Source organism: Methylomonas rhizoryzae, from assembly GCF_008632455.1.
Classification (GTDB): Bacteria; Pseudomonadota; Gammaproteobacteria; order Methylococcales; family Methylomonadaceae; genus Methylomonas; species Methylomonas rhizoryzae.
This window is the reverse complement of sequence record NZ_CP043929.1, coordinates 1,660,221-1,683,013: the sequence shown is the minus strand read 5'-3', so window position 1 is coordinate 1,683,013 and position 22,793 is coordinate 1,660,221. Positions and strand designations below refer to the sequence as shown.

At 53.5% G+C, this 22,793-nt stretch carries 25 protein-coding genes and 1 riboswitch; of the genes, 6 read left to right on the top strand and 19 right to left on the bottom strand.

The genetic code is table 11. The features are described 5' to 3' along the window. The first annotated feature begins 27 nt into the window (after positions 1 to 27). The 3 genes from F1E05_RS07775 to F1E05_RS07765 all read left to right on the top strand — a co-directional run bounded on the left by F1E05_RS07775 (position 28) and on the right by F1E05_RS07765 (position 1,496). Entirely contained in the window at positions 28 to 438 is a 411-nt protein-coding gene (locus F1E05_RS07775; protein ID WP_150047758.1) for a GFA family protein, read from the top strand. Positions 439 to 480: 42 nt separating this feature from the next. Next, positions 481 to 930 (top strand): carboxymuconolactone decarboxylase family protein, encoded by a 450-nt coding sequence (locus F1E05_RS07770; protein WP_150047757.1) that lies wholly within the window; start codon positions 481 to 483, stop codon positions 928 to 930. A gap of 215 nt (positions 931 to 1,145) precedes the next feature. Further along, on the top strand, positions 1,146 to 1,496 hold the full coding sequence (locus F1E05_RS07765; RefSeq protein WP_232056815.1) for a hypothetical protein: 351 nt from the start codon (positions 1,146 to 1,148) through the stop codon (positions 1,494 to 1,496). 167 nt (positions 1,497 to 1,663) lie between these two features. Here F1E05_RS07765 and F1E05_RS07760 read toward each other — a convergent pair whose 3' ends face one another. The 9 genes from F1E05_RS07760 to F1E05_RS07720 all read right to left on the bottom strand — a co-directional run bounded on the left by F1E05_RS07760 (position 1,664) and on the right by F1E05_RS07720 (position 10,858). Then, the gene (locus tag F1E05_RS07760; RefSeq protein ID WP_232056814.1) at positions 1,664 to 2,752 is read right to left on the bottom strand and encodes an outer membrane beta-barrel protein; all 1,089 of its coding nucleotides are present in this window, start codon (positions 2,750 to 2,752) and stop codon (positions 1,664 to 1,666) included. Positions 2,753 to 2,801: 49 nt separating this feature from the next. Beyond that, the gene (gene kdpC / locus F1E05_RS07755; protein WP_150047755.1) at positions 2,802 to 3,383 is read right to left on the bottom strand and encodes a potassium-transporting ATPase subunit KdpC; all 582 of its coding nucleotides are present in this window, start codon (positions 3,381 to 3,383) and stop codon (positions 2,802 to 2,804) included. Positions 3,384 to 3,392: 9 nt separating this feature from the next. Further along, positions 3,393 to 5,492, bottom strand: coding sequence for a potassium-transporting ATPase subunit KdpB (gene kdpB, locus F1E05_RS07750; protein WP_150047754.1), 2,100 nt, complete (start codon positions 5,490 to 5,492; stop codon positions 3,393 to 3,395). 18 nt (positions 5,493 to 5,510) lie between these two features. Further along, positions 5,511 to 7,322, bottom strand: a complete 1,812-nt coding sequence (gene kdpA / locus F1E05_RS07745; RefSeq protein WP_150047753.1) for a potassium-transporting ATPase subunit KdpA — start codon at positions 7,320 to 7,322, stop codon at positions 5,511 to 5,513. Next, positions 7,322 to 7,411 carry a potassium-transporting ATPase subunit F gene (locus tag F1E05_RS07740; RefSeq protein ID WP_140911723.1) on the bottom strand — a complete coding sequence of 30 codons (90 nt, stop codon included), beginning with the start codon at positions 7,409 to 7,411 and terminating at the stop codon, positions 7,322 to 7,324. Before F1E05_RS07740 ends, kdpA begins: the two co-directional genes overlap by 1 nt. A gap of 770 nt (positions 7,412 to 8,181) precedes the next feature. Then, positions 8,182 to 8,808 carry a DUF799 domain-containing protein gene (locus F1E05_RS07735; protein WP_150047752.1) on the bottom strand — a complete coding sequence of 209 codons (627 nt, stop codon included), beginning with the start codon at positions 8,806 to 8,808 and terminating at the stop codon, positions 8,182 to 8,184. Beyond that, complete coding sequence (locus F1E05_RS07730) at positions 8,805 to 9,176, bottom strand: DUF4810 domain-containing protein (protein ID WP_232056813.1); 372 nt, start codon at positions 9,174 to 9,176, stop codon at positions 8,805 to 8,807. The genes F1E05_RS07735 and F1E05_RS07730 overlap by 4 nt, the downstream gene beginning before the upstream one ends. Before the next feature lie 79 nt (positions 9,177 to 9,255). After that, a complete protein-coding gene (locus F1E05_RS07725; RefSeq protein ID WP_150047750.1) occupies positions 9,256 to 9,936 on the bottom strand; it encodes a CsgG/HfaB family protein in 681 nt (226 codons plus the stop codon). A gap of 151 nt (positions 9,937 to 10,087) precedes the next feature. Further along, positions 10,088 to 10,165, bottom strand: a riboswitch (cyclic di-GMP riboswitch). Between the two features lie 183 nt (positions 10,166 to 10,348). Next, on the bottom strand, positions 10,349 to 10,858 hold the full coding sequence (locus tag F1E05_RS07720; protein ID WP_150047749.1) for a DUF1993 domain-containing protein: 510 nt from the start codon (positions 10,856 to 10,858) through the stop codon (positions 10,349 to 10,351). 135 nt (positions 10,859 to 10,993) lie between these two features. Here F1E05_RS07720 and F1E05_RS07715 point away from each other — a divergent pair, with 135 nt between their 5' ends. After that, positions 10,994 to 11,620 carry a plasmid pRiA4b ORF-3 family protein gene (locus tag F1E05_RS07715; protein WP_150047748.1) on the top strand — a complete coding sequence of 209 codons (627 nt, stop codon included), beginning with the start codon at positions 10,994 to 10,996 and terminating at the stop codon, positions 11,618 to 11,620. Positions 11,621 to 11,774: 154 nt separating this feature from the next. Next, on the top strand, positions 11,775 to 12,392 hold the full coding sequence (locus tag F1E05_RS07710) for an SOUL family heme-binding protein (protein WP_150047747.1): 618 nt from the start codon (positions 11,775 to 11,777) through the stop codon (positions 12,390 to 12,392). Here F1E05_RS07710 and F1E05_RS07705 read toward each other — a convergent pair. Continuing rightward, entirely contained in the window at positions 12,374 to 12,760 is a 387-nt protein-coding gene (locus F1E05_RS07705; RefSeq protein WP_150047746.1) for a hypothetical protein, read from the bottom strand. The two genes, F1E05_RS07710 and F1E05_RS07705, sit on opposite strands and share 19 nt — an antisense overlap. 505 nt (positions 12,761 to 13,265) lie before the next feature. Here F1E05_RS07705 and F1E05_RS07695 point away from each other — a divergent pair. Beyond that, positions 13,266 to 13,457 (top strand): hypothetical protein, encoded by a 192-nt coding sequence (locus F1E05_RS07695; protein ID WP_150047744.1) that lies wholly within the window; start codon positions 13,266 to 13,268, stop codon positions 13,455 to 13,457. A gap of 311 nt (positions 13,458 to 13,768) precedes the next feature. On the opposite strand, the gene glmS is transcribed toward F1E05_RS07695, so the two are convergent. The 9 genes from glmS to atpE form a co-directional block, all read right to left on the bottom strand. Further along, the gene (gene glmS / locus F1E05_RS07690) at positions 13,769 to 15,598 is read right to left on the bottom strand and encodes a glutamine--fructose-6-phosphate transaminase (isomerizing) (protein WP_150047743.1); all 1,830 of its coding nucleotides are present in this window, start codon (positions 15,596 to 15,598) and stop codon (positions 13,769 to 13,771) included. Between the two features lie 3 nt (positions 15,599 to 15,601). Continuing rightward, a complete protein-coding gene (gene glmU, locus F1E05_RS07685; RefSeq protein WP_150047742.1) occupies positions 15,602 to 16,972 on the bottom strand; it encodes a bifunctional UDP-N-acetylglucosamine diphosphorylase/glucosamine-1-phosphate N-acetyltransferase GlmU in 1,371 nt (456 codons plus the stop codon). Between the two features lie 75 nt (positions 16,973 to 17,047). After that, entirely contained in the window at positions 17,048 to 17,470 is a 423-nt protein-coding gene (locus F1E05_RS07680) for a F0F1 ATP synthase subunit epsilon (RefSeq protein WP_150047741.1), read from the bottom strand. A gap of 27 nt (positions 17,471 to 17,497) precedes the next feature. Then, positions 17,498 to 18,871, bottom strand: a complete 1,374-nt coding sequence (atpD, locus tag F1E05_RS07675; protein ID WP_150047740.1) for a F0F1 ATP synthase subunit beta — start codon at positions 18,869 to 18,871, stop codon at positions 17,498 to 17,500. A 42-nt stretch (positions 18,872 to 18,913) separates the two neighbouring features. Beyond that, a complete protein-coding gene (atpG, locus tag F1E05_RS07670) occupies positions 18,914 to 19,777 on the bottom strand; it encodes a F0F1 ATP synthase subunit gamma (protein WP_150047739.1) in 864 nt (287 codons plus the stop codon). 11 nt (positions 19,778 to 19,788) lie between these two features. Beyond that, entirely contained in the window at positions 19,789 to 21,330 is a 1,542-nt protein-coding gene (atpA, locus tag F1E05_RS07665; RefSeq protein WP_150047738.1) for a F0F1 ATP synthase subunit alpha, read from the bottom strand. A gap of 21 nt (positions 21,331 to 21,351) precedes the next feature. Beyond that, positions 21,352 to 21,882, bottom strand: a complete 531-nt coding sequence (locus F1E05_RS07660; RefSeq protein WP_150047737.1) for a F0F1 ATP synthase subunit delta — start codon at positions 21,880 to 21,882, stop codon at positions 21,352 to 21,354. Between the two features lie 2 nt (positions 21,883 to 21,884). Beyond that, positions 21,885 to 22,358, bottom strand: coding sequence for a F0F1 ATP synthase subunit B (locus tag F1E05_RS07655; RefSeq protein WP_150047736.1), 474 nt, complete (start codon positions 22,356 to 22,358; stop codon positions 21,885 to 21,887). 109 nt (positions 22,359 to 22,467) lie between these two features. Beyond that, positions 22,468 to 22,752: a F0F1 ATP synthase subunit C gene (gene atpE / locus F1E05_RS07650; RefSeq protein ID WP_150047735.1), complete on the bottom strand. Its 285-nt coding sequence runs from the start codon at positions 22,750 to 22,752 to the stop codon at positions 22,468 to 22,470. Positions 22,753 to 22,793 lie beyond the last annotated feature (41 nt).

Genomic DNA, 22,793 nt, shown 5'->3' with positions numbered 1-22,793 from the left:
GTTATGCCTCACGGAGAATTATGTGTAATGACTAAATACAAAGGTTCCTGCCATTGCGGAAGGGTTCGCTTCGAGATTGAAGCTGAAATAGATCACGTGCGCGTTTGCGATTGCTCTATTTGTAAAAAACGTGGGGCCTTGAATCATCGGATTCCGAAAGAGAAACTAAATTTGCTTACTCCATGGGAAGACCTTGCTTTGTATCAATGGGGAAGCAAAACGGCGAAAGATTTCTTTTGTCCCACATGCGGCATCCTGCCTTTCAGACGCCCAAGCGATCCAACGCCTGAAGAAATTCTCGAAGGCTCCAAGCCTTTCGATGGATGGGCGGTCAATGTCCGGTGCTTGGAAGGTATAGATTTGGACTCGATTCCCATCAAAAAAGTGTATGGAAGTAACATCAAACATCACGCATACCGTGACGCTCGCTCCGGTTAGCTTGGCGTTAGGCGGAATCCAACACCAGCGGAGTTGTCTGCAATGGAAAATCGAGTCAACCTAGGCAAGGCGGCCCCGGATTTATATCAAGCTGTTGTCGCTATTGATCGTCTAGCAAATGAATACGCCGCATCTGCTGGAATTACTGAAGGGCTCGCGCACTTGTTGAGGCTTCGTGCATCTCAACTCAATCAGTGTGCGTTCTGTATCAGGCTTCACACTCGAGATGCACTGGCTTGCGGCGAGTCCAACGACCGCATCAGCGTCTTACCAGCATGGCGCGAAACGCAATATTTTACTGAGAAAGAACGCGCGACCCTCGCGCTTACCGAGGCGGTGACGCTAGTTGCTGAGGGGCAGGTTCCCGAGTCCGTATACAATGAAGCTGCAGCCGTTCTGTCAACTGAAGAAATTGCGGCAGTCGAGTGGCTCGGTGTCGTGATCAATGCTTGGAACCGGATTGCGATCCCAAGTCGTTATCCAGTCCGGTAAGGTGGGCACGATTTAGGCCCACCCGGCACTCACGGCCCATGGTGGGCAAATTGCCCACCATGGGCCTGAATTAACCAGAGCTTCCTTACTGTAATGTTATGGTACGCGACGCGTACCCTTGGCTGCCGATATTGCAGCTTTATGACGATACAATGCCGGTCGCCCGACCAATTCCCGTTATCATGTCCGCTCTTCGTTCAGATCTGTTCCGCAACATGCTTAATGCCGCCCAACTAAAATCCCTGTCGGTGTTCGCGATATTCGCGATCGTCGGTTTCGGTCCGATTTCTCCCGGTTGTTTAATCGGCATGTTTATCGTGGCCAAGCGTCCAGACTGGTTTCGCCGGCTAGTGCGGGGCATCTACGACTATCCGCACGATATAGATTTCGTAACTGCCGCCGAAACCCGCGGAGCGCGAATCAAAACCTTCGCCAGTCTGGCGACGCTGTTCGTGATCGACATCGCGCCGGTACCGGTCACACCGGTGGTCGCCTTTGCGATCATCCTGAGCCGGCCGCGCTGGTTTTACCGGACGGTCAGGCGAATTTACGGACAAGCCATTTGATGATGCCTGGAGGGTGTTCATTTCCGGCCGGCTCGGCCTGCTGCCTTTACTCTGAAAGTCACTAGGCGGCCGCCCAAAACACTAGCGACAGAACAGCGTCGACTTTCATTTGCCGGGGCGATTGCCATGCCTTCATGATCGTTAGATAAACGTTGCCAGGCGGCCGATCAGAACGAACGGTCAAAACTAAAAAGACAGGATAGAAACACGCTATGCTGGCCGGCGATCAGCTCGTCCCGCCCGCCGTATCTGAAAAAGCCGCCTTGGCTGCCGGAGGAGTCGTCATAGCGATATTCGCTACGCAAGGCTATCGCGGCCGAATCCAACGGGATTTTGTATTCCAGGGTTGCGGTGACGGATTTGATCAACTGGCGATTGCCGGTCAGGCGGCCGTCGCCGTCCCAGTAAATTTCCGGACGTAGCGCCACACTCCAGGGGCCATCGACATGCCAGCGGCTGAACAAGGCCGACCCCATCCACAACACTTGTTTGCCGGCTTGCTCTACCACCCGCTCGGTACCCACGTCGTAGGCCAAGGCCACCGTCACGTCCTCGCCGGACCACTGTACGATCGAATCGGAAAAATAGCGCCAGTTGGCGGTATCGGTTTGTTTCTGTTCCGGGCCGGCAAACAGGTTTTGGGTCAGTTTCCAGCCGGGCGCAAATTGCCAGGCCAGTTGCCCGGCATATTTGGGCTGATCGCTGCGGTAGGCCAGATAGTCGTAGTCGCTGACCAGGTACAAACTGACGCTCAAATCCCGGTCAACGGCGTATTGACCGCCCATGCCGATCAGCAAATAAGGCGAATAATCGGCTATCCAGGAACGGGTGTAGTTGAAATTATCCTTGGCATAGAGCGACTCGAAACCGATAAAGCTGTTCATCAAGCCCGCAGTCAAGCTCAAACCGTTGCCGATCGGCGCCAGATAACTGACATTGGCGCGCGACAGGTAACGCAGAATACTGTAGCCGGGCAAACGGTCGCTGCCCGGCACCTGGCCGTCGGTGTCGTAACCGGCATGAGCGCCAATATCCACGCCCCAGCGCGAGTTTTCCGAAGCCAATTTCCTTAGGTAAAACATACCCATATTCGGGCTGAATGCGTTCAAGCGCATCGTCGTCGCCTTGCTGCGAAAGGCCAACCGGTCGCCGCTCTGAAACGCGTTGGCGTAACTCAAATCGATGGCGGCACCCATTTGCCAGTCCCCGGCAACGGCGGTTGGGACAGTGGCTGCCAGCATCAGCAAGGTGGTCATACCGATTGGAGCCCGCTTGAAACGCATATTCACGAACTTGTTCCCGTGCTCACGATTTGCCGACCCGATCCAGCGCCAGATTCAATTGCAACACGTTGACCCTGGGTTCGCCGAATACGCCCCATTGCCGGCCTTCGCTATGGGCTGCGATCAACTCCCGAATTTTGCTCTCATCGATTTTTCGCCGCTTGGCAATGCGTTGGACTTGGTATTGCGCCGCCGCCGGACTGATATGCGGATCCAGGCCGCTGGCGGAAGCGGTGACCAGATCGACCGGGATCGGTAAGTGATTACCGGGATCGACGTCCTTCAATGCCCGAATCCTGGCGGCAACGGCTTCGCTCAAGGCCGGATTGGTCGGCCCCAGGTTGGAACCGCCGGAGGCAGCGGCGTTGTAAGGATAGTTTGCGGTGGCCGACGGCCGGCTCCAAAAGTATTGCGGATCGCTGAAGGCTTGCCCGATCAGTTTTGAGCCGACCGCATCGCCTTGGGAATTTTTGATCAGACTGCCGTTGGCTTGCTCGGCAAACACGGTTTGGGCGACCAGGGTCACCAAGGCCGGATAAACAACGCCGGTGGCCAGGGTCAATAACAGCAGCATCAGCGCCGCGGGTCGTAAATAATTGGACATGTTCGCTCCTTACACCCAATTCATAGCAACCAAAAATAAATCGATTGCCTTGATGCCGATGAACGGCACGATCAAGCCGCCGACGCCGTAGACCAGCAAGTTGTTGTGCAGCAGTTGCTCGGCGCCGACCGGGCGGTATTTGATGCCTTTCAAGGCCAACGGAATCAGGGCGATGATGATCAAGGCATTGAATATCACCGCCGACAATATGGCACTGGCCGGCGTGGCCAGGTGCATCACGTTCAGCACGTTTAAGACCGGATAGGTGGTCGCGAACGCGGCCGGAATGATGGCGAAATATTTGGCGACGTCGTTGGCGATGCTGAAGGTGGTCAGCGCGCCGCGGGTCATCAGCATCTGCTTGCCGGTTTCGACGATTTCGATCAGCTTGGTCGGATTGGAATCCAGATCGACCATGTTGCCGGCCTCCTTGGCGGCCTGGGTGCCGCTGTTCATCGCCACCGCCACGTCGGCTTGCGCCAGCGCCGGGGCGTCGTTGGTGCCGTCGCCGGTCATCGCCACCAGGCGACCGTCGGCCTGGTGCTGGCGGATCAGCGCCAACTTGGCCTCGGGGGTGGCTTCAGCCAGAAAATCGTCGACGCCGGCTTCTGCGGCAATCGCCGCGGCGGTCAGCCGGTTGTCGCCGGTTATCATGATGGTCTTGATGCCCATTTGCCGCAATTCGATGAAGCGCTCCTTGATGCCGCCCTTGACGATGTCTTTCAGCTCGATCACGCCCAGAGCCTTGTCGCCTTCCGCCACCACCAACGGCGTGCTGCCGCGCCGAGCCACGTCGTCGACCAGGGTTTTCAGTTCGGCCGGCCATTTGCCGCCTTGGGTTTCGATGTGCTGGCGGATGGAATCGGCCGCGCCCTTGCGGATATGTCGGCACGGCTCGCCCGGTTTGTTGGGGTCGCCCGGCAAATTCACGCCGCTCATCCGGGTTTGGGCGCTGAAATGGACGAAGGTGGCGCCCAGAGAATGGATGTCGCGTTCGCGCAAACCGTACTTTTGCTTGGCCAGTATCACCACGCTGCGGCCCTCCGGGGTTTCGTCGGCCAGCGAGGCCAGTTGCGCGGCATCGGCCAAAACCGCCTCCTTGACGCCCTTGACCGGAAAGAAGCCGGAAGCTTGGCGGTTGCCCAGCGTGATGGTGCCGGTTTTATCGAGCAGCAATACATCGACGTCGCCGGCGGCTTCGACCGCGCGGCCGGAAGTAGCGATGACGTTTTTTTGCATCATCCGGCCGATACCGGCCACGCCGATGGCCGACAACAGGCCGCCGATGGTGGTCGGGATCAGGCAGACCAGCAATGCCACCAATACCGTGACGCTGATCGGGCGGCCGCTGCCGGCGGTTTCTACGCTGTAAATGGAAAACGGCAGCAAGCTGACGACCGCCATTAAAAACACCAGCGTCAAGGCCACCAACAAAATGGTCAGGGCGATTTCGTTCGGGGTTTTTTGGCGCTTGGCGCTTTCCACCATGCCGATCATCCGGTCCAGAAAGCTTTCGCCGGGGTTGGTGGAAATGCGCACCACCAGCCAGTCGGACAGCACGCGGGTGCCGCCGGTCACCGAGCTGAAGTCGCCGCCGGACTCGCGGATCACCGGCGCCGATTCGCCGGTAATCGCACTTTCGTCGACCGAGGCCACACCTTCGATGACGTCGCCATCGCCCGGTACGAAGTCGCCGGCTTCGATCAGCACCACATCGCCCCTGCGCAAGCTGGAGCCGGCGACTTTGCTGTAGTTGCTGCCGTATTTCGCTTCATCCAGCTTTTTGGCGGCAATGTCGCGCTTGGCGCTGCGCAGAAAGGCGGCTTGGGCTTTGCTGCGGCCTTCGGCGACCGCTTCGGCGAAATTGGCGAACAGCACGGTGAACCACAGCCATAGCGTAATCGCCAGACTGAAGCCGGCCGGTTCCTCGCCGCCGCCGTTCCAGGCTTGCAGCCACAATACGCTGGTCAGGATGCTGCCGAGATAAACCACGAACATCACCGGATTTTGCCATTGCCGGCGTGGCGTCAGTTTGGCAAAAGCACCGATAATCGCTTGTTGCAGGATTTGCGGGTCCATCAAGGACGTTGAAACGGGTTTGCTGGTCATGGAATGTCCCATCGCTTGTTAGTGTTGGCTGAGCATTTGTAAATGTTCGACGATCGGACCCAGGGCCAGTGCCGGCACGAAGGTCAAGGCGCCAACCATCAGCACGGTGATTATCAGCAGTACCGCAAACAAGGGCGTATGCGTGGGCAGCGTGCCGGGACCGACCGGTACCGTCTTTTTGGCCGCCAAGGAACCGGCAATCGCCAGCACCGGAATCATCAGCCAATAGCGGGAGAACAACATCGCCAGACCCAGCCAGACGTTATAAAACGGCACGTTGGCCGACAAGCCTCCAAAGGCGCTGCCGTTGTTGTTGCCGGCCGATGACCAGGCGTACAGCACTTCGCTGAAGCCGTGGGCACCGGGATTGAAGATCGAGGCCTTGCCGGCGTCCAGCATCAGACTTAATGCCGTGCCGCCCAGCACCAGCAAGGGCGGGATCAAGATGACGATGGCGGCCATTTTCATCTCGAAGGCTTCGATCTTTTTGCCCAGGTACTCCGGGGTGCGGCCTATCATCAGGCCGGCGATGAACACGGCGACGATGGCAAACACGATCATGCCGTATAGGCCGGAGCCGACGCCGCCGAAAATCACCTCGCCGAGTTGCATCAGCCACATCGGCGCCAAACCGCCGAGCGGCGTGTAGGAATCGTGCATCGAGTTGACCGAGCCGTTCGAAGCAGCCGTCGTCGCTACCGCCCACAATCCGGAATTGACGATGCCGAAGCGGGTTTCCTTGCCTTCCATATTGCCGCCAGCTTGTTGCGCGCCGATACTTTGATCGATGCCCAACGCCGTCAGGGCCGGATTGCCGCGTTGTTCGGCCGGCACCGTGACAAAGATCAACGCGACGAACACCAAGGTCATCGCGCCTAAAATGGCCCAGCCCTGGCGGGTGTCGCCGACCATGAGCCCGAAGCTGTAACACAGCGCCGCCGGGATCAGCAGGATCGCCAGCATTTCCAGGAAATTGGACAGCGGTGTCGGGTTTTCATACGGATGGGCGGAGTTGACGCTAAAAAAACCGCCACCGTTAGTGCCCAATTGCTTAATGGCGATTTGCGAGGCGGCAGGACCCAAGGCCAGGGTTTGTTTAGTCGGTTTGCCAGTTTGATTCTCCTCACCCCTACCCTCTCCAGCAGGAGAGGGAGCTAAACCCATAGACTTCGCATCAACCGTATTGTTCGAGGTTTCCAACAAGCTTACAGTCTGATACGGGTTGAAGGTTTGCACCACGCCCTGGCCGACCAGCACTAGGGCCAACACGAACGACAACGGCAGCAGGATATACAAGGTACTGCGGGTCAAATCGACCCAGAAATTGCCTATGCCCCGGGCGTTGCGGCGAGTGAAGCCGCGAATCAACGCGACCAATACCGCCATGCCGCTGGCTGCCGACAAAAAATTTTGCACACCCAACCCCAACATTTGCGTCAGATAGCTCATCGTGCTTTCCCCGCCGTAGCCTTGCCAGTTGGTATTGCTGGCAAAGCTGACCGCGGTATTGAAGGCCGAATCCGGGGGCACCGCCGGCAAGGCTTGCGGATTCAACGGCAGCACGTCTTGAAAGCGTTGCAACAGATAGACAGCCAGCAAGCCGAATAGGTTGAAGGCCAAGGCCGCCCAGGCATACTGCTGCCAGCGCATGTCTTGCTCGGGATCGACCCCGCTCAGACGGTAACACAGCCGCTCGACACCGGCGAACCAGCGGTTCAATCCGACCGACTCGTCCTGGTAAACTCGCGCCATATAACTGCCCAGCGGTTTGGCTAGTGCAATCAACGCGATCAGATAACTAGCGATTTGCAAAAAACCCGGTCCGTTCATCAGAATTTCTCCGGGTAAAACAGCGCGACCAGCAGATAGACAAACACGGCCAAGGCCAGCCCGCCGCTTAACAGATAAATCCAGCTCATGCTTGCTCCCCGAGTGCGCCGCATCCCGTTACTAAAAATACACTAGCGATGAAGAAGACCGCCGTTAACAATAAATAGAGGACATCCATCGGATTCTCCTAATCACAAGATTGAAAGCTTTAACGGATGGTCAATATAAGGATTAGCCGATAAAAATGTCGTAAAAAAATGAACGACGGTTGTAAAGAACAGATAAAAGTTTCAGCGCCCCAGCTGCTGAACCGACGCAGCGCCCATGGTAAAAAATGCCGCAAACCCAAGGTATTGGGGGCAAAGGTTGATTAACGAATTGTCCAGTCAATAATTAAGGGGTGTGAAATTACCGACGTGAATGCGATCAAAGGCTGCTGCGCGTGCAATCGAGCGGTGTCCGAAATACCCGACATCCTTATCACTATCACACACACCAGGAGCGGCAGGTTCAAGCAGATAACGCCTTGATTTTAACTCCGCAAAACATTCCAACAGAACGTTGCGATGAATTTGGCCGGGGTAAGCCGGTCTGCCGGGTTAGGTTGCAGTGTCGGAATAATAACTGCGCCCTGTTAGGCATCTTCGACAAAACTAGGGAATTGAGCATTAGCGCCTTGGACCGCCGAGCCGAACAGGTCTGAATGCCGCCGATTCAGGCAACCAATCGCTTGGAAACCCGGACGCGTTAGGAACTACAGATGCCGGCGCTCAGGCAAGACTGCAACTCGGATTGGCCAAGCCATCGCCCTATCCGGCATCCAGGGTAAGGTTTTTGAAAAGTACTTCCTTGCAAACCCTCAAAACTTGCCTTTGTCTTGTTGATACTCCGGATGGTAAGGCCCGGCGGGAAGACCCTTTGGCGGTTGGAACGCCATGAAATTGGCTTGCCTGGCCAATGGCAAATAATCGGTGATCAGGGCATTGATTGCCGCTGAAATCGCCATCGCGATAGGATCGCTGCCACCGGAACTCTGTGCATAAGTTTGCTGGTTATGCCAAAGCACGGTGCCGGTCCTGGTGTCTTTCAGGACATATTCCATTTCCACTACGACCGACGACGCCAGTACCAAATACTTGGTACTCCAATCCCTGATCGTCACCAACAGCACCGCGTCGGCGCCGAACAGGTCGTAGAAGCGTTCGGCCGGTAATAAGTGAATATGTCCCGCTTCTACCAGCCCGAAATCGCGCAGAATCATGTCGGTCAAATACACCGGAAACACGTAATAGCCGCGTTCGGCCAGCGGTTGAGTGATAGTGGTAATGAAAACCGAATTGGCGGTTACTTCCGGCGACTCGTTGACCACCGGCACCACCACGATCGAACGGGGCGGATGTGCATAAAACGCGTCCAAATTAAGATGCTGCGGCGCGACGCACGCTTGCAACAGGCAGACGATTAACAGACTAAACCCAATTCTCATGGCGCGGCCCGCTGTTGCGTGGGAAGTACGGCGGTTTCGCTGTTCGGCTCCGGCGTTTTTCCCTGCTGCTGAATTTTCTCGATCAATTTGTTCATCAACGCCGTGGATTCCGGATACAGCGTGCGTTCTTTCTGAAAGTAGGCGATGGCGCTGGCTTTATCGCCGCGGGTGTACAATAAAAAACCGTAGTCGGCATACACACCCGGCGGCACGCGGCGCTGATGCTGCTCGGCTGCAGTAATCGTATCGCGCAAATAGGCATCGGTATGCTGACTGTTATTGTCGACATAGCGTTCGTAGAGACTGCTTTCGTAGTCCCCCCAATAAAACAAGCCTTGCGGCGCGCAACCGGAAAGCACCAACAGCATGACGATTCTTTTAGCGCACTCACCAACATACCTTGTCCCTCGACGGTTAAGCATCATCCGCTTCCCTACTTTGAAAGGTTTACGGCTGGGCTTTGCCGCGTGCTTCCAAGGTACTGACCACGTTGTTGATCATATTCACAATGGCCGCATCGATGGCCTTGCCTTCCAGCGTCGAATCAAAGCCTGCCGTGCCGCCAAATCCCAGCGTCGCGGTCGAGGAGATCGACGCTTCGCCGCTGCCTTCCTGGCTATAGAACACTTGGCCGGTTTTCGGATCGACCAAGCGCAACACCACCCGCGCCCGCGCCCGTTGGGTTTTTTCCTTACCGATCAGCCAGACACCGCCGGTGGTATCGCGACCCAACTCCACCACCGAGCCCATGATCAAGGCATCGACGCCGAGCAGATTTTGTTTGAATTCCGGTTCGCTCTTGCCCATCAATTCGGCTTCGGATTTGAGTTTGCTGATGTCCTGCCGCTCCACGACATTGAAATGCTGGGTCGCCATCAGATGGCGCGACAACAAATCGGCCGCCTGCTTGCCAATCCGATCGCCGGATTGATCGGTAAACAAGCCGCTGCCATAGACCGATTCGTTGGTAAACCGGGACACCGCCACCGTCAGGCGGCTGGCTTGCGGCAACGGTGCAAAGGCCACTTGCGGGCCGCGGTCTTCGACGGCTTCATGGATGTCTCGACTTACACAACCGGTAAAGCTGATCAATGAGGCTGTCAATACCAGTGCGAAGGCATATTTCATACGGTTACCTTTGGAGTCAGTGGCTAGCACAAAAGCCAGCCGGATAAATAACATGAATCTAAAACGGTTCAATAGCTAGCGTGTGAATCGCCAGGCTTTCAATTCGGCAGTAAAAAGCCGGACTACCAAAAATGACGTTAACGACGTCGAATTCGGCATTCCGGCTTTCCGAATTTAGGAACCCGCGACTTTCCGCCCCTACCTCACGAGAGGTTTAGCCGCTCGTGTTTTGTGATTTCTACCACAAAGTTATTAGGTATTCTACTGCGTGTTTTTATCTACATCTAATGACAGTGGTTTTCTGAAACTAGCCAATTTCGACATGCGGATAGCCGCTATTTGGCAAATGATCCGGTCACTTATGGCCGAAAAATAGCATCGCTAGCCATGCCAAACGAATAACCGTATCGAATCACCCCACATCGCTCAAATAATCGTTCTTGCCGATTTCTAACCCGTTATGTCGCAGAATGGCATAGGTGATTGTGACGTGGAAATAAATATTTGGCAGCACGAAGTCTGTCAGGTAGGTTAAGCCGGTAAAGGTCGATGTCCGGTCATGCCTGGGTAGCAAGATGGTATTGGCTTCAGCACCATCAATTTGCTCAGCCGTAAACGAATGGATATGTGCCAGCGTTTTATCAACGCGCTCGATCAACTCAAGAAGAGAGTTTTCAACATCGTCAAATTTGGGCGGTTCTTGTCCGGCTAATCGGGAAACGGCACCCTTGGCGACATCGCTGGCAATCTGCACTTGGCGCTTCAATGGGTACATATCGGGATATAGACGTGCGTTGATCAACACCGATGGATCAATCTTCTTAACCTCCGCATAATCGGACGCTTTTTCCAAAATCTGTCGTAATTGCGTCAGACTGCGAATGATCGGGGAAACTGTAATAACGTACATCGACAAAGACATCTGAAGGCTCCTGAGCGGGTGAATCATTCAAGCGCGTAGTGTAAGCCGCTTTATCAAAACGCGCGACAACATGCGAAATCGCATTTGGCTGCCTTGAGGTTAAACTACAGCGCATGACTTTTATTGAGATTTGCTATGGCCGAACAAAAGCCCGTCGGTAAAAAACACGCCAGCAGCACAAGCCAACCGTGCTTATACACCTTGCATATCGAGCTACGGCCCAGTGAAATACGTCCGCCGGTATGGCGAAGGCTGGAAGTCGATGGCCGTGTCAGCTTGGCGAAACTCCACCACTTTATTCAGGCTGCCTTTGGCTGGAGTGACTATCACTTACACCAATTTAAAATTCGGGACCAAATCTACGCGCTACCCGATCCCGAAGATGACCTGGGACTGTTGGACGAGCGCAAAGCCTATCTGAATCGCTTGCTGGCCACCAACGACACCATGCTCTATCGCTATGATCTGGGCGATAACTGGGAACATCTGGTCACCGTGGAAGACATTCGAAAAAATTTAGATAACGATCCCAAAGGTGGCGCCTGGGTGTTGGATGGGGCACGCGCCTGCCCACCGGAAGATGTCGGCGGCCCTGAGGGTTATGCCGATTTTCTGGAAGTATTGCAGGAAGGACCGGATTCTGAAGAAGCCGCATATTTACGTGCATGGGCTGATGGCGAATTTGACCCGGAGCGATTTGATCGGCGATTGGCTAACGCGGCAATCATGCGGATTTTGTTTAACCGGTGGGGCGGCAAATAACAACTTCTGATGTTTGCCGAGCAGTTATCTCCCGACACCTTTCAGATTTCATGGTTTGCTCGAGTTTGAAAATCACTGGGTAGCCTATGAGTCGGGAAACCTTGGCAACACGGCCAATGTCACATGTGATAATGAATGAAGGATGACCCAAGCAATGAAAAAAATAGTTTCCCTGTTGTCGGGACTTTGGCTGGCCGGATGTAGCGTGATGGGCATTAGAAATGCGCCGGAGCCCGAATACCAAGTCCTGTTGCGGGATGGCGAGTTCGAAATACGCGCTTACCCCTCCCTATTGGTGGCCGAAACCCTCGCCGCCGCCGACTACCCGGAAGCGGGTAGTATCGGTTTCAAGCGGCTGGCCGGCTATATTTTCGGCGGCAATACCCGTCGAGAAAAAGTGGTGATGACCACGCCGGTGCTTCGCGAAGCAGAAGGCGAAGAAATTGCAATGACCGCGCCGGTGCTGCAACAAACCGACGGGCGACTGTGGCGCATGTCATTCGTCATGCCCGCGGGCTATAGCCTGGAGACCTTGCCGATTCCGCTCGACACCCACGTCGAGTTGCATCAGCTACCGGCAAAAAAAGTGGCCGTTCTGCAATACAGCGGATCGCTGAGCGAAGGAGCCATTACCCGCAACAGTCAAAAATTGCTGGAATGGCTAAACCAACAATCATTCAAGCCGATTTCTTCAGCACGCTCAGCAGCCTACGATCCGCCGTGGACATTACCCATGCTGCGCCGCAACGAAATTCATGTCGACATTGAATAAGCCGCTATGCCTTCATTGTTTGCTGGTTGCCCACGGCAGTAAGCTCGAATCAAGAAATCAGAACGCTTGAGGCGTTGCTGCGCGAAATGAAGCTTGCATTGGCAAACGACGCGATTGTGCTTTTTTCCCAATCGCCAAACCCACAATCGAGGAGCTGTTTTGTGTGTGATGGGGGACGGTTTTACCCTTTCGACGTTGCTGAAGCAAGCGCCGCAGCGGTTTATCAATTTTGGATCACCAGCTTGAAGCTCTCCGCCGGCAATAGGAGGAAGCCTGATCTTTTCATCAGAACATGACAATGTTCCCGGAATAATTTTCGCGAGTTCGTTAGCCTGACCTTGAACGAAACAATCAGAGATTTGTGTCATGTCAGCTACCGCTATCGATCCCTTGGTTTTAAATAGCTTATTCGACAACCAAAAAAAGTTGGATGATGTCTTTAATTCAATCTTCGACAATGACGATTGCTTTATCAGTAGCGTTTATACGGCGCCATCAGAGGACTGTGATTCGGCCTACGTCGCCAATCCTTCCTTTCCGCCAAAGCCCGGTCGGATAAGGGGAACGCTATTGTCGACCAGAGTGCGGCATCCCTTTTTTTATCTTCTACCACTGGTTCTGGAAATAGCCGCGATTTACTGGGTGGTCGCCAACGTTCTGTAAGGGCGTTGAACCCGCGCGGGTTTGTCGATTGGACTGCAATTAATCACCGGCCAGTCGGTGCCTGTAAGGTTGCGTCTTGTACAAGGTCATTTCCAAAAAATATTTCACCTCAAGTTTGTCAGCCAACCCATTGAAGTGAGCGGAATCGCCTTAGTCACGCAACAGCTTGTTGCGCCGTATCGACTTGAAATTTGAATAAAAACTGAAAGAATGCGCGCCATCGCCAACATGACTGGTTTGATGGAGGGCTTTATGAAAGTTTTATTAGTAGCTATAACCGTGCTTTTTTCTGCTGCCATTCTGCTGATCGCCGTTTTTCAGCTCATTCGCTTATGCGTTACCGAATTGGCTGCCTTTGTATTGGAGGCTTGGCGGAGTCCTGAACTGCCGTCGGCGCATTGATTTCAGATAGAAGCGTGTGGCCTTTGAATACCTAACGAGTTTTGTAAGGTTATTAATTCTACTTTGTCACATTTCGTTCTGGGAGGAAGAGTTCCGGCGATAGGAAGGTTAGCTCTAGGCGCTGTTAAGTATCCGCCCAATATCCTGAGCTTACGTGAAACCAATTATAGATATCAAATACTGCCAATACAGCGATAGGCATTAGAGCGCATGCGCTTACACCAGCCGTAGCCCTTTAAGGAGCACGGCTGGTAGAACCAATTTTTATGACTTTATTCTCGCAACACAAACCTAGTCGGTTTGCTAATTCCCTATTCCACCGTCACTGATTTCGCCAAGTTGCGCGGCTGGTCGACATCCGTGCCTTTGAGCACGGCGACGTGGTAGGACAAAAGTTGCAACGGAATCGTATAAATGATAGGTGAAACCATGTTGGCGACGCTGGGCATTTTGATGATTTGCACGTTGTCGCCGCCGGTTTCGGCCAAAGTTTCGTCCATGAACACGATCAATTGTCCGCCGCGCGCGCTAACTTCCTGGATATTGGATTTCAGTTTTTCCAACAACGTGTTGTTCGGCGCTACGGTGACGACCGGCATCTCCGCATCTATCAACGCCAAGGGGCCGTGCTTCAATTCGCCGGCCGGATAAGCTTCGGCGTGGATGTAGGAAATTTCCTTGAGCTTTAACGCTCCCTCCATTGCAATCGGGTAATGCGTACCGCGCCCCAGAAACAGCGCGTTGTGTTTATCGGCGAAACGCTGCGACAACACTTCTATGGCTTCGTCCAGCTTCAATACTTTTTCGATGTTGCCGGGCAGCGCGAACAGTTCGGAAACGATTTGATTTTCCAACTCCTTGCTAAGCTGAAAACGACGGCCGACCGCGATCAGCAACATCAACAATGCCACCAATTGCGTAGTAAAGGCCTTGGTCGAGGCGACGCCGATTTCCGGACCGGCGCGGGTCATCAACACCAGATCGGATTCTCGTACCAGCGAACTTTCCGGCACGTTGCAAATCACCAGCGAATGTTTGACGCCGAGTTGTTTGGCTTCCTGCAATGCGGCCAAGGTGTCGGCGGTTTCGCCGGATTGAGAGATGGTTACCACCAAAGTATCCGGGGAAATCACCGGGTTGCGGTAGCGAAATTCGCTGGCAACTTCGATGGCACACGGCACGCGGGCATGTTTTTCCAACCAGTAACGCGCTACCAAGCCGGCGTGATAGCTGGTGCCGCAAGCCAATATCAACACGGATTTGATGTGATCGAACACCTGCGCTGCGTTGTGACCGAACGCAGTATCCAACAAGCGGTTATCGATAAAGCGGCCTTCCAGGGTTTCGGAAATCGCCCACGACTGCTCGTGGATCTCTTTAAGCATGTAATGGCGGTACTTGCCTTTGTCCACCGAATCGGCTTTCAGTTGGCTTTCGATGACCGGACGCACCACGCGGCGGCCGCTTTGATCGAAAATAGTCGCGCCGTTGATGGTCAACTCGGCAATGTCGCCTTCTTCCAGGAAGATGAATCGCTGGGTCACCGGCAGCAACGCGGCAATATCGGAGGCGATGAAATATTCGCCGATGCCGATGCCGATGACCAGCGGACTGCCTTTACGGCAAGCCACCAGGATATCCGGCTGCTGGGCGAAGACCACGCCGAGCGCATAAGCGCCTTGCAAGGTTGCGACCGTGTTTTTTACGGCATCCAGCAAATTGGCCGAATTTTGCAGTTCCTCGGCAATTTTATGGGCAATGACTTCAGTATCGGTTTCAGAAGTAAACACATAGCCGTTTTGCTGCAAGGCGGTGCGCAGGGTTTCGTGATTTTCGATGATGCCGTTATGCACCACGGCTACCTGATCACGGCTAACGTGCGGATGAGCGTTTTGCGTGCTGGGTTTGCCGTGCGTCGCCCAACGGGTATGAGCAATGCCGATGCGGCCTTCGATGGGATCTTTGTCTATCAAAGCTTCCAAACCTTTGACCTTACCCAGTTCGCGCTTGCGAAAAATATCGTTATGGTTGATGACCGCCAAGCCGGCGGAATCGTACCCCCGGTATTCCAAGCGCTTCAGGCCTTCGATAAGAATAGGAACTACATTGCGTTGGGCTATGCCTGCGACGATGCCGCACATGGATCATTTCTCCTTTTTAACGGGACGCTGCCAACCGGCAACCGTAAATTGCTTGGATCGACTCAAAGTCAGTTGCTCTGCCGGCGCATCGCGAGTGATCGTCGAGCCGGCACCTATGGTCGCGTTTTTCCCCACTTTAACCGGGGCCACCAGCTGGGTGTCTGAACCGATGAAGGCGCCGTCTTCGATAACGGTTTTGAATTTATTGACGCCGTCGTAGTTGCAGGTAATGGTACCAGCGCCTACGTTCACTTTGGCACCGATTTCGCTGTCGCCTATGTAACTTAGGTGATTAACCTTGCTGCCGCTACCTACGCTGGATTTTTTTACTTCCACGAAATTACCGATGTGAACGTGATCGGCCAGTTGGCTGTCCGGCCGCAATCGGGCAAACGGGCCTATACGGCAACCGCTACCGATGTGCGCGTCTTCGATGACGCAATTGGCTAAAACTTCGACATCGTCGCCGATTTCTGCATTTTTGATCAAACAATTCGGGCCGATTTTCACGTTAGAACCAATTCGACACACGCCTTCGAATATGACGTTCACGTCTATGTCGACATCCTGCCCTATTTCGACCAACTCTCCACGCAAATCGAATCGGTTAGGATCCCGCAAGGTAACGCCGGACAACATTAGCCTATCCGCCTGTTCTTGTTGATATACCCGTTCCAAATGCGCGAGTTGCTGGCGATTATTGACGCCCAACACCTCGTCCGTCGTGCCGGCCTGACTGGTTTCTATGGTCAAACCGTCGTCAACCGCCATTTCGATCACGTCGGTCAAATAATATTCGCCCTGGGCATTGCTGTTGCTCAAGCCGGATAACCACTGCTTCAATTGCTTACCTTTACAGGCCAGAATGCCGGTGTTACCCTCGCCAATCTGCAGTTCCACTTCGTTGGCATCTTTTTGTTCGACGATTTTGATCACGGCGTGATCTTTATCGCGCACGATACGCCCGTAACCGGTTGGATCTTGCAACGTGACCGTTAGCAACGCCAGCGACGTGACACTGACATTTTTCAGCAGATTTTGCACGGTTTGGGCTTTTAACAGCGGCACATCGCCATACAAAATCAAAACGGTATCGGCGTCTTCCACGTAACCGATAGCCTGTTGAACCGCATGACCGGTCCCCAATTGTTGTTTTTGTTCGATCCAGACGGCATCCAGATGCGCAAGCTGTTGCTTGACGATATCGCCGCCATGACCGTAGACGATGTATACGGAATTTTCCGGAATGGCTAGGCTAGTGTCGTAAACGTGCTCCAACAACGGCTTATTGGCAATCCGGTGCAAGACTTTCGGCAATGCCGAGCGCATGCGGGTGCCTTGCCCTGCAGCGAGGATAATGGTTTTGATAGGCATGTCTGTTCCCAAAATGAAAAAAGCCCGATGACGCTAACGTTATCGGGCTTTGATACTGATGATAAAACCGGCGGGTTACGAACCGCGTTTTCTCAAGCGTTCCAAGGTTTTCAACTGCATCACGGCTTCCGCCAGTTGCGCCTGGGCAATAGCATAGTCTATCTTGCCGGACTTGTCGCTTAACATCTCCTCGGCACGCGCTTTAGCCTGCAAAGCTTGGGCTTCGTCGATGTCGCGGGCGCGAATGGCGGTATCCGCCAACACGGTCACCACATGCGGTTGCACTTCCAATAAACCGCCCGATACGAAAAACTCTTGGCTCTCCTTATCGCTGATTTTCACCCGCACCTCTCCCGGCTTTAAACGGGTGATCAACGGCGCGTGGCGGGGCGCGATACCCACTTCGCCCAATTCAGCAGGGGCGAACAGCATCTCCGCCAAACCGGAATACACTTCCTGCTCGGCGCTGACGATGTCGACGTGAATGGTCATTACCATATCTACTTACTCCTCTGCCGAGTCGGACTACATGTTTTTGGCTTTTTCAATCGCTTCGTCTATGGTGCCGACCATATAGAACGCTTGCTCGGGCAAGTGGTCATATTCGCCGCTGATGATTCCCCTAAAACCGGCGATGGTGTCTTTCAAAGACACGTACTTGCCGGGAGAACCGGTAAATACCTCGGCGACGAAGAAGGGTTGCGACAAGAAACGTTGGATTTTACGCGCGCGGGCTACGGTCAATTTGTCTTCTTCCGACAATTCGTCCATACCCAGGATGGCGATGATGTCGCGCAGTTCTTTGTAGCGCTGCAAAATACCTTGTACCGAACGGGCGGTGTCGTAATGCTCTTGTCCGATCACCAAAGGGTCCAGCTGGCGGCTGGTGGAATCCAAAGGATCAATCGCCGGATAAATCCCCAACTCGGCGATTTGCCGTGACAACACCACCGTCGCGTCCAAGTGAGCGAAAGTGGTAGCAGGCGATGGGTCGGTCAAGTCGTCGGCCGGTACGTATACCGCCTGGATAGAAGTAATGGAACCGGTTTTGGTTGAAGTAATCCGCTCTTGCAGTACCCCCATCTCTTCCGCCAATGTCGGTTGGTAACCTACCGCGGACGGCATCCGGCCCAACAGCGCCGATACTTCGGTACCGGCCAGGGTATAACGGTAAATGTTATCGACGAAAAACAATACGTCGCGACCTTCGTCGCGGAAGTATTCGGCCATGGTCAGACCGGTCAACGCTACGCGCAGACGGTTGCCGGGCGGCTCGTTCATCTGTCCGTACACCAGCGATACTTTGTCGATAACGTTGGAATCGGTCATTTCGTGGTAGAAGTCGTTACCTTCGCGAGTACGCTCGCCCACGCCGGCGAACACCGAGTAACCGCTGTGCTCGATCGCGATGTTGCGGATCAATTCCATCATGTTGACAGTTTTACCTACGCCGGCACCGCCGAACAGGCCGACTTTGCCGCCTTTGGCGAACGGGCAAACCAAGTCTATAACCTTGATGCCGGTTTCCAACAATTCGTTGGCCGGAGCTTGTTCGTCGTAGGATGGCGCACTACGGTGTATCGTCCACTTGTCTTCTTCGCCTATCGGGCCTTTTTCGTCGATGGCGTCGCCCAGCACATTCATGATACGGCCCAAAGTGGCTTTACCGACCGGTACTTTAATGGCATCGCCAGTGTTGCTGACGTCTACGCCGCGGCTCAAGCCGTCGGTAGAGCCCATCGCAATGGTACGCACCACGCCGTCACCCAATTGTTGCTGAACTTCCAGGACCAGACCGCCCGCGACGTTCAGTGCGTCGTATACCTTAGGCATACTTTCACGCGGAAACTCGACGTCTACGACCGCCCCGATAATCTGAACGATTTTACCCAAACTCATTATGTCGTCCTCTATATAAACTTTCTGAAACTTGTAAATGCGTTAAACGGCTGCGGCACCGGCGACGATTTCCGAGATTTCCTGCGTAATGGCCGCCTGTCTGGCTTTGTTGTAGACCAGCTGCAACTCTTTAATGATGTTTCCGGCGTTATCGGATGCACTTTTCATGGCCACCATACGCGCCGCCTGCTCGCAAGCATTGTTTTCGACTACGCCTTGATAAACGATGGATTCCACATAACGCTGCAGCAAATGATCAAGCACCTCTTTAGCGCCCGGCTCGTACAGATAGTCCCAGATTCCTTTCAAATCGTCTTCCAGATCGCCGGCGATTACCGGCAACAGCTGAGTTCTAACCGGTTTTTGCGTCATCGTGTTCACGAATTCGTTATTGAACACGTACAGCTGATCGATAGCACCAGTCTCGTAAGCGTCCAGCATCACTTTAATAACGCCGACGATGTCGATTTGGTGCGGCGTATCGCCCAATTTGACGACTTGGCCTATTATCCGCGCGTTGATGCCGCTGAAAAATTGGGCCGCCTTGCTGCCGATCACACAAACGTCGATTTCGAGGTTTTGCGCATTCCACTGCTGCATATGATTCAGCACGGAACGAAACAGGTTGGCGTTCAAACCGCCGCACAACCCCCTATCCGAACTGACCACAATAACTCCGACCCTTTTAACCTCACGTTCCAGCATGTAAGGATGTTTGTATTCCGGATTGGCGTGCGCCAGATGGTTGATGATCTGACTAATTTTTTTGGAATATGGGCGAGTGGCCTGCATGCGATCCTTAGTTTTACGCATTTTACTCGCGGCCACCATTTCCATGGCGCGGGTGATCTTTTGAGTATTTTTGATACTCGCAATCTTGCTACGTATTTCTTTGCCAACAGCCATCGATGATCCTTTTACCAGCTACTCGTTTTGACGAAGCGTTCAATAGCGGCATGCATGCCTTTTTGAATGTCGTCGTTGTAGTCGCCTTTCTCGTTGATCTTGGCCATCAGTTCGGCTTCTTCGGCTTTCATGAATGACATTAATGCCGCTTCGAAATCGCGCACTTTTTTGACTTCGATACTATCCAGGAAACCGGCGTTTGCAGCGTAAAGCGATACCGCCATTTCCGCGACTGACATCGGCGCGTATTGGTGCTGCTTCATCAATTCAGTGACTCGCTGACCACGCTCGATTTGTTTTCGAGTGCTTTCGTCCAAATCCGAAGCAAACTGAGCGAAGGCCGCCAATTCTCTGAATTGCGCCAAGTCCAGACGAATACCGCCGCCCAGCTTTTTGATGATCTTGGTTTGCGCCGCGCCGCCAACCCGCGATACCGACAAGCCGGCGTTAACTGCAGGACGAATACCGGAGTTGAACAAACCGGTTTCCAGGAATATCTGGCCGTCGGTGATCGAAATCACATTGGTCGGTACGAACGCGGACACGTCGCCGCCTTGAGTTTCGATAATCGGTAGCGCAGTCAACGAACCGGTTTTGCCTTTGACTTTGCCGCCGGTCAATTTCTCGACTTCATCGGCATTGATACGTGCGGCGCGTTCCAGCAAGCGCGAGTGAATGTAGAACACGTCGCCGGGGTAAGCTTCGCGGCCCGGAGGGCGGCGCAGCAGCAAGGAAATTTGCCGATAAGCCCAGGCTTGTTTGGTCAAATCGTCATAAATAATCAGCGCATCTTCACCTTTGTCGCGAAAATATTCGCCCATAGAGCAACCGGTGTAAGGCGCGATAAATTGCAACGCGGCGGATTCGGAAGCCGATGCAACGACGATGATGGTGTGATCCATCGCGCCGTGTTCTTCCAATTTGCGGACTACGTTAGCAATCGACGAGCGTTTTTGACCGATCGCCACATAAATGCATTTAATTCCGGTGCCTTTTTGGTTGATGATCGCATCGATCGCAATCGCGGTTTTACCGGTTTGGCGGTCGCCAATGATCAACTCCCGTTGGCCGCGGCCGATAGGAATCATGGAATCGATAGGCTTCAAACCGGTTTGTACCGGTTGGTCTACCGATTGGCGGGCAATAACGCCTGGTGCAATCTTTTCGATCGGAGACGTCAAATCGGTGTCGATGGGACCTTTGCCGTCGATAGGATTACCCAAGGCATCGACTACGCGGCCGAGCAGAGCATCGCCAACCGGCACTTCCAAAATGCGGCCGGTACATTTGACCGTATCGCCCTCGGAAATATGTTGGTATGCGCCCAACATGACCACACCGACGGAGTCTCTTTCCAGGTTCAATGCCATGCCGTAAGAACCGCCAGGAAATTCCAGCATCTCGCCCTGCATGGCGTCCGACAAACCATGTACACGAACGATACCGTCGGTTACGCTAACTACGGTACCTTCCGAATGCGCCTCCAATTGGGCGTCGAAATTCTCGATCTTCTTCTTGATCAGATCACTTATTTCAGATGGATTTAATTGCATTTTATTTTCCCGATCTAGCTCTTAGAGCCTTTTGGCTAATTGTTGAAGCTGGCCGCTGACCGAACCGTCCAATACCTTATCGCCCGCTTTGGCTAAAATGCCGCCGATCAAGGTTTTATCGACATGCACCGTAGCGTTTACTTTTTTGCGGAGCTGTTTTTCCAGCATGGCGACATATTTATTTTGTTCGGTCTTGGTTAGGGCATAGGCACTGAAAAGATCGACATTAACGTAGCCTTCGTCGTTGGCTTTGCATTCCTCGTACAACTTGGATATGGTTGGCAGCAATTTCAATTTGCCGTTTTGCACCAGTAACTTCAGAAGATTTTTTACTTCTTCAGCAACTTGGTCCTGGCAAATATCCAAAAGTAGTTGTAAAAGTTTGTCGGCTCCGACCCGTGGATTACTGACGATACCCGTCATATTAGGATCTTCGAGCACTAACGCCAAAAACTGCAGTGCTTGCGCCCATTGCTCAGTCGCGCCGCTTTCTTTCGCTCGATCGAATGCGGCCGCTGCGTAGGGACGAGCTAGTGTCGCTAATTCAGTCATGATTACCCTAATTGTTCCGCAGTTCTATTCAAAAGATCCTGATGCTTGGCTTTGTCGATTTCTTCTTTCAAAATCTGTTCTGCAGCACGCAGAGCCAGCGCAGCGACTTCTTTGCGTAGATTTTCTCTAGCTTGCAACGCTTCTTGTTCGATTTGCGCTCTGGCAGCCTCCAACAAACGTTCGCCTTCTTTTTCGGCTTGCAATTTAGATTCTTCTACCAGTTCATTGGCGCGTTTTTGCGCAGAAGCAATGATTTCAGACGCCTGATCTTTAGCATCTTTAAGAACGGTAACGGCTTTTTTCTCAGCCAGTTTGATTTCTTCCTGGCCTCGTTCCGCCGCGGCCAAGCCTTCGGCGATTTTGACTTTTCGCTCTTCCAAGGCAGCGATGATCGGCGGCCAAACATACTTCATGGTGAACCACACCAAAAGCGTGAAGGTGATCATCTGCCCGATCAGAGTAGCATTGATACTCATCGTGGTTTCCTCTTTAGTGCTGTTATCGTTCGCTCCGCCTTACGCAATCGTGCGCAGCCCTTTGCAGGCTTCCAGGCGGCAGCCCCGAGCAACGAAATCAGTGCTTGATTTAGCCCGCAACAGACTGAACAGCAGACAAGAACGGATTGGCGAAAGTCAACATCAAGGCCAAACCAACGCCGATCATGGTTACCGCGTCAAGCAAACCGGCAATGATGAACATTTTGACCTGTAACATAGGAACCAATTCCGGTTGGCGAGCAGCGCCTTCCAAGAATTTACCGCCCAACAAACCGAAACCGATAGCGGTACCGATAGCGCCCAAGCCCAAAATAATGCCGACAGCAATAACGGTAGAGCCTTGAATGTTGGCGATTAAAGTAGCGAGTTCCATAATGTCTCCTAAGTAATTATCAAGTGAATGTAAAAAATAAA